The sequence below is a fragment of the Streptomyces glaucescens genome (genome assembly GCF_002154375.1).
Classification (GTDB): Bacteria; Actinomycetota; Actinomycetes; order Streptomycetales; family Streptomycetaceae; genus Streptomyces; species Streptomyces glaucescens.
Genome location: NZ_MUND01000051.1, coordinates 6,907 through 12,418, shown reverse-complemented (window position 1 = coordinate 12,418; position 5,512 = coordinate 6,907). Strand labels below are relative to the sequence as shown.

Here is a 5,512-nt window from a genome sequence, read left to right as displayed (position 1 = left end):
CCGCAAAGTCCCGTCGTCCGCCCGCGGGGCAGACGGGACTTTGCGGACACGGCCTAGGCGTCCCGTCGCACCAGCCCCGCCAGATCGAGCGCCCCGGCGATCCGTACCGCGACGTCCTCCGCGTAGGCCGTGTCGGAGCGCTCGAAGGCGCTGCGCCCGCTGCCGCGCAGGAACGTCACCACACCCAGGGTACGCCCCCGGCTGCGCAGCACCGCGCACAACGCGTGCACCGCGTCCTCCGGCCACTGCCGGGCCCGCGCCCAGGCCCGGGCCTGGTCCGCCGGCACCGTGCCGACGCCGGCCCGCACGGAGCCGGCACGGGCCACGCACTGCAGCGCCGGGTGCCCCTGCCCGTACCGCACCGGCAGACCCGCGCGCCCGGCGGACACGGTCGGACCGGGAGCGCCGCCCCCACCCGAGGGAGTGGCCGCGACCCGCAGCAACCGGACCGGGCCCGTCTCCTCGCCGTCGGCGAGCACTCCGCCCACGACCCGGTCGATCAGCGCGTGGTCGGCGAAACCGGCCAGCGCGAAGTCCAGATGGACGATCGCCGCCTCCACCGGGTCCTCGCACTCCGCCGCCGCCCGCGCCGCCCGGTGCAGCTGATTGCTCCGGAACCGCAGCAGCGCCGCCTCCTGCTCCCCCTGCTTGGCCTCGGTGACGTCCTGGAACAGCCAGCCCACACCGAGCGGCACCGGCTCCTCCGCGAGCGGCGAGGACAGCCGCACGAACCCGCAGCGCCAGCAGCGCCGCCGCTCCCCGTCCGGGGTGCGCACCCCCACCCAGATCTCGGCGGGCGCGGGCGGCGCACCCTCGGCCAGCACATGCGTGAGCACGGCCTCCAGCTCCTCCACGCCCTGGGCGAGCAGATCGCCGAGCGGCCGGCCGAGCACCGCCGTACGCCCGGTGCCCAGCGCGCGGGCCGCGTGCGCGTTGACGACCGCCGGGCGCAGATCGGCGTCGACCAGCACGACTCCCCAGCCGGCGTCCTCGAACAGGGCCTCGCTGAGCGCGATGGACCGCTCCAGATCGATCTGCGTGTGCACCTCGCTGAACGCGCAGTACACCCCGGCGGGCCTGCCGTCCGGGCCGCGCACGGCCGCCGACTGGGTGCGCACCAGCACCCGTCCGCCGCCCTTGGTCACCAGGGCGAACTCGTGCACCTGCCGGCCCGGCGCGTGCATGGCCGACAGCAGCCGGGCCGCGACCTCCTCGGCGTCCGCGCTGCGCACCGCCCAGCCGGCGAACCCCTGCCGGCCCACGGCCTCGGCCGCGGTCCAGCCGAGGATCCGCTCGGCCTCGCGGTTCCAGTGCGTGACGACTCCGTCGGCGTCGAACGCGCACAAGGCGGCGTCCATGCCGTCGAGCAGTGCGGCCAGCAGATCCGCACCGTCCCGCTCGGGCTCGTCCGGCCCGAGTTCGTCGGTGGTCCCACTACGCCGGGAAGCACTCACCTGGACCCCCTGCAGGCTGTGTCCGCACGTACGGCACGTCGATCGTGCTCACGGGCATTCATTCAACTGGAACGTGACGCAGCCCACATATGGTTCCCGCAAGATTGCGAGGAATCAAGAAGTCGTCGCGCCTGCTCGCAGCGACGCCGGACGAGACACCCCTAGGGGGTGTCGTCTGCACATTCGAAAGACCCCGGGATATCGCACGAAAAGGCGATGCGTGGGCGGGCACGTGGACCGGGCATGACTCCGTCCGAGCCAGGGGCCAGCACGGCCTGACCACACCGGAAGGCCGGATCAACGTCTCTCACCGCAACCTCCAGCTGCGGCAACGCGGCGACGGTTACGACTGCACCACGCGTCCAGAGCCGCTGCCATCGAACTGCTCGGAAAAACCGCTTGAGCGATGACCGACACGTTCTTAGGGTGTCGTACACACCGAAAGGAGGTGATCCGGCAGATGTATGGAAACCGGACGCGTGAGGTGGCTGCGGGCTAGCGCCCGTCACCCCACTCAGTGCGGTGCCGGATCAGCACGTGCACGTAGCGTGCAGCCGGCCCAATCCCAAGCAGTCACCCGACCCGCGAGTCGCCGGTACGTCCGGCCGGCTCCTCCTCGGAGGAACCCGACTCGCGGGTCGTCTGCGTTCCGGGGGCAGTACCCTGGGCGCATGCTTCCGCTCGTTCGACGCCGCCATGTGGACTTCGTCCGCGTCACGAGCATGGGCTGTCGACGCTCCACCGTCTGAGCGCTCCGGCCCCGTTCCTCCGGCTGACCGCCGCTTTCCTTCATCCCTTTCCCTCGGTGCGCCGTGCCCCGCCCCACCCCGGCGGCGGCGCGGGCCCCCGTGTACCCCTGCGGATGTCTCCATGAACTCTCACGCGTCGTACCAGCAGCTTCCCGTCATCGATCTCTCCGCCGCCGACGCCGGCCCCGGGGCCCGGGCGGCCCTGCACGCCGGGCTGCACGCCGCCGCCCGCGACGTGGGCTTCTTCCAGCTCGTCGGACACGGGGTCCCGGACGGCGAGACGCGGGCGCTGCTCTCCGCCATGCGGCGGTTCTTCGCCCTGCCCGAGGCGGACCGGGTCGCGCTGGACAACGTCAACTCCCCGCACTTCCGCGGCTACACGCGGATCGGCGACGAGCGCACCGGCGGTGCCCGGGACTGGCGGGACCAGCTCGACATCGGCGCGGAGCGGCCGGTCCGGATCCCCGGGCCGGGCGAGCCGGCGTACTGGTGGCTGCAAGGGCCGAACCAGTGGCCGGCCGCGCTGCCCGAGCTGCGGACCGCCGCGCTGGCGTGGATCGACCGGCTCAGCGGGGTCGCGGAGCGGCTGCTGCACGAGCTGCTGACGGCGATCGGCGCGCCCGCGGACTTCTACGACCCGATCTTCGGGGAGCACGCGCATCCGCATCTGAAGCTGGTGCGGTATCCGGGGAGCGCGGTGGACGGCGCCGACCAGGGGGTGGGCGCGCACAAGGACTACGGGTTCCTGACGCTGCTGCTGCAGGACGAGGTCGGCGGGCTTCAGGTGCAGCGGGAGGACGGGCTCTTCCACGACGTGCCGCCGATCCCGGGGGCGTTCGTGGTGAATCTCGGGGAGCTGCTGGAGGTGGCCACCGACGGTTATCTGGTGGCCACGAACCACCGGGTCGTCTCGCCGCCCGGAGCCACCGAGCGGTTCTCCGTGCCGTTCTTCTACAACCCGCGGCTGGACGCCCGGATCGAGCCGTTGCCCTTCCCGTACGCCTCCGCCGCGCCGGGGGTGACCGACGATCCGGCGAACCCGCTGTTCGCGGAGTACGGCTTCAACGAGCTGAAGGGGAAGCTGCGGGCGCATCCGCTGGTGGCGGAACGGCATCACGCGGGGCTGCTGAGCCCCGCGTGAAGTCCCGCGTGACCGCGGGCGTGCTGCCGCGCCCGGCTCAGTGGGCGATGTCCGCGTAGCCCTCGATCTCGCGCGGGTCGCGCGGGCCGGGGCCCATGTAGCGGGCGGAGGGGCGGACGAGGCGGCCGGTGCGCTTCTGTTCCAGGATGTGCGCCGACCAGCCGGCGGTGCGGGCGCAGGTGAACATCGAGGTGAACATGTGCGCGGGGACCTCGGCGAAGTCCAGGACGATGGCCGCCCAGAACTCGACGTTGGTGGCGAGGACGCGGTCGGGGCGGCGGGCGTGGAGTTCCGCGAGGGCCGCCTTCTCCAGGGCTTCGGCGACCTCGAAGCGGGGGGCGCCGAGGTCGCGGGCGGTGCGGCGCAGGACGCGGGCGCGCGGGTCCTCCGCGCGGTAGACGCGGTGGCCGAAGCCCATCAGGCGTTCGCCCTTGTCGAGGGTCCGCTTGACGTACGCCTCGGCGTCGCCGGTGCGCTCGATCTCCTCGATCATGTGCAGGACGCGGGAGGGGGCGCCGCCGTGGAGGGGGCCGGACATGGCGCCGACGGCACCGGACAGGGCCGCGGCCACGTCGGCGCCGGTGGAGGCGATGACGCGGGCGGTGAAGGTGGAGGCGTTCATGCCGTGCTCGGCGGCGGAGGTCCAGTAGGCGTCGACGGCGGCGACGTGCTTGGGGTCGGGCTCGCCGCGCCAGCGGATCATGAAGCGTTCGACGACGGACTGGGCCTTGTCGATCTCGCGCTGCGGCACCATGGGCAGGCCCTGGCCGCGGGCGGACTGGGCGACGTAGGAGAGGGCCATGACGGCGGCGCGGGCGAGGTCGTCGCGGGCCTGTTCGGCGTCGATGTCGAGGAGGGGTTTCAGGCCCCACACGGGCGCGAGCATGGCGAGCGCGGACTGGACGTCGACGCGGATGTCGCCGGAGTGCACGGGGATGGGGAACGGCTCGGCGGCCGGCAGCCCGGGGTTGAAGGCGCCGTCGACGAGCAGGCCCCAGACGTTGCCGAAGGAGACATGGCCGACCAGGTCCTCGATGTCGACGCCCCGGTACCTGAGGGCACCGCCCTCCTTGTCCGGTTCGGCGATCTCCGTCTCGAACGCGACGACTCCTTCGAGTCCGGGTACGAAGTCGGACATCAGGCGGCTCCTCGTGATGTGTGCGACGGGTGGTGGGCGGGCCCGGCGGCAGCTGTGGACGTGAGTGATCGCCCTGGGATCCACGGCCTGGGACGGGCTCGCGGTCTCGAACGGTCACTCGACTGATGCCCCGCGCGGAGGGCGGTCACCCCACCGGGACGGTCCCAGCACGATATCCGTGAGTGCCAGTCTTGGGGAGGTTTCGCGGCACTCAGTGCCATGGCGTGATGAAGGACACCGTGGCCCGCAGCCGGGGCCGGCCGCCGTGACCGATACGGCAGGATGACCGCGTGACCGAGCATGACGCCGTCTTCGCCGCCCACCCCGATCCCGTTCCCGATCCCTCGGTGATGCGCAAGCACTACCGGGAGGAGGGACTCGCCGAGGCCGACCTCGCCGAGACGCCGGTGCAGCAGTTCGCCCGCTGGTTCCGGCAGGCCGCGACGGAGGGCCGGCTGTTCGAGCCGAACGCGATGGTCGTCTCCACGGCGGACTCCGAGGGGCGGCCCAGTTCGCGGACGGTGCTGCTGAAGCAGTTCGACGAGCAGGGCTTCGTCTTCTACACCAACTACGACTCCCGCAAGGCGCGGGACCTCGCGCAGAACCCGTACGTCTCGCTGCTGTTCCCCTGGTATCCGATGGCCCGGCAGGTCATCGTCTCGGGTGTGGCCCGGCGCACCGGCCGGGAGGAGACCGCCGCCTACTTCCGGTCCCGGCCGCACGGCTCCCAGCTCGGCGCGTGGGCGAGCGCACAGTCGTCGGTGATCCCCACCCGGGCGGAGCTCGACGCGGCCTACGCCGGACTGGAGGCCCGCTACCCGGAGGGCGAGCAGGTGCCGGTGCCGCCGCACTGGGGCGGGTTCCGGGTGGCGCCGCAGTCGGTGGAGTTCTGGCAGGGCCGGGACAACCGGCTGCACGACCGGCTGCGGTACGTGGCGCGGCCGGACGGGAGCTGGCGGGTGGAGCGGCTCAGTCCGTGAGGGCGAGCCGCCCGAGGGGCTGACGGACGGGCCCTAGGGGGTGTCGTCAA

At 72.8% G+C, this 5,512-nt stretch carries 4 protein-coding genes; 2 read left to right on the top strand and 2 right to left on the bottom strand.

The genetic code is table 11. From position 1 onward, the window contains the following. Window positions 1–53: 53 nt before the first annotated feature. A complete protein-coding gene (locus CCN42_RS04160; RefSeq protein ID WP_086733114.1) occupies window positions 54–1,454 on the bottom strand; it encodes a PAS domain-containing protein in 1,401 nt (466 codons plus the stop codon). 870 nt (window positions 1,455–2,324) lie between these two features. Here CCN42_RS04160 and CCN42_RS04150 point away from each other — a divergent pair. Then, window positions 2,325–3,344 (top strand): isopenicillin N synthase family dioxygenase, encoded by a 1,020-nt coding sequence (locus CCN42_RS04150; RefSeq protein ID WP_086733113.1) that lies wholly within the window; start codon window positions 2,325–2,327, stop codon window positions 3,342–3,344. A 37-nt stretch (window positions 3,345–3,381) separates the two neighbouring features. On the opposite strand, the gene CCN42_RS04145 is transcribed toward CCN42_RS04150, so the two are convergent. Beyond that, window positions 3,382–4,482, bottom strand: a complete 1,101-nt coding sequence (locus tag CCN42_RS04145; RefSeq protein ID WP_086733112.1) for a citrate synthase 2 — start codon at window positions 4,480–4,482, stop codon at window positions 3,382–3,384. Between the two features lie 350 nt (window positions 4,483–4,832). Here CCN42_RS04145 and pdxH point away from each other — a divergent pair, with 350 nt between their 5' ends. Next, window positions 4,833–5,462, top strand: coding sequence for a pyridoxamine 5'-phosphate oxidase (gene pdxH / locus CCN42_RS04140; RefSeq protein WP_086733115.1), 630 nt, complete (start codon window positions 4,833–4,835; stop codon window positions 5,460–5,462). Window positions 5,463–5,512: the final 50 nt, after the last annotated feature.

Excerpts from the sequence above, each read along its gene's own strand:
- CCN42_RS04145 (WP_086733112.1), bottom strand. The coding sequence starts at position 4,482 with ATGTCCGACTTCGTACCCGGACTCGAAGGAGTCGTCGCGTTCGAGACG.
- pdxH (WP_086733115.1), top strand. The coding sequence starts at position 4,833 with ATGCGCAAGCACTACCGGGAGGAGGGACTCGCCGAGGCCGACCTCGCC.
- CCN42_RS04150 (WP_086733113.1), top strand. The coding sequence starts at position 2,325 with ATGAACTCTCACGCGTCGTACCAGCAGCTTCCCGTCATCGATCTCTCC.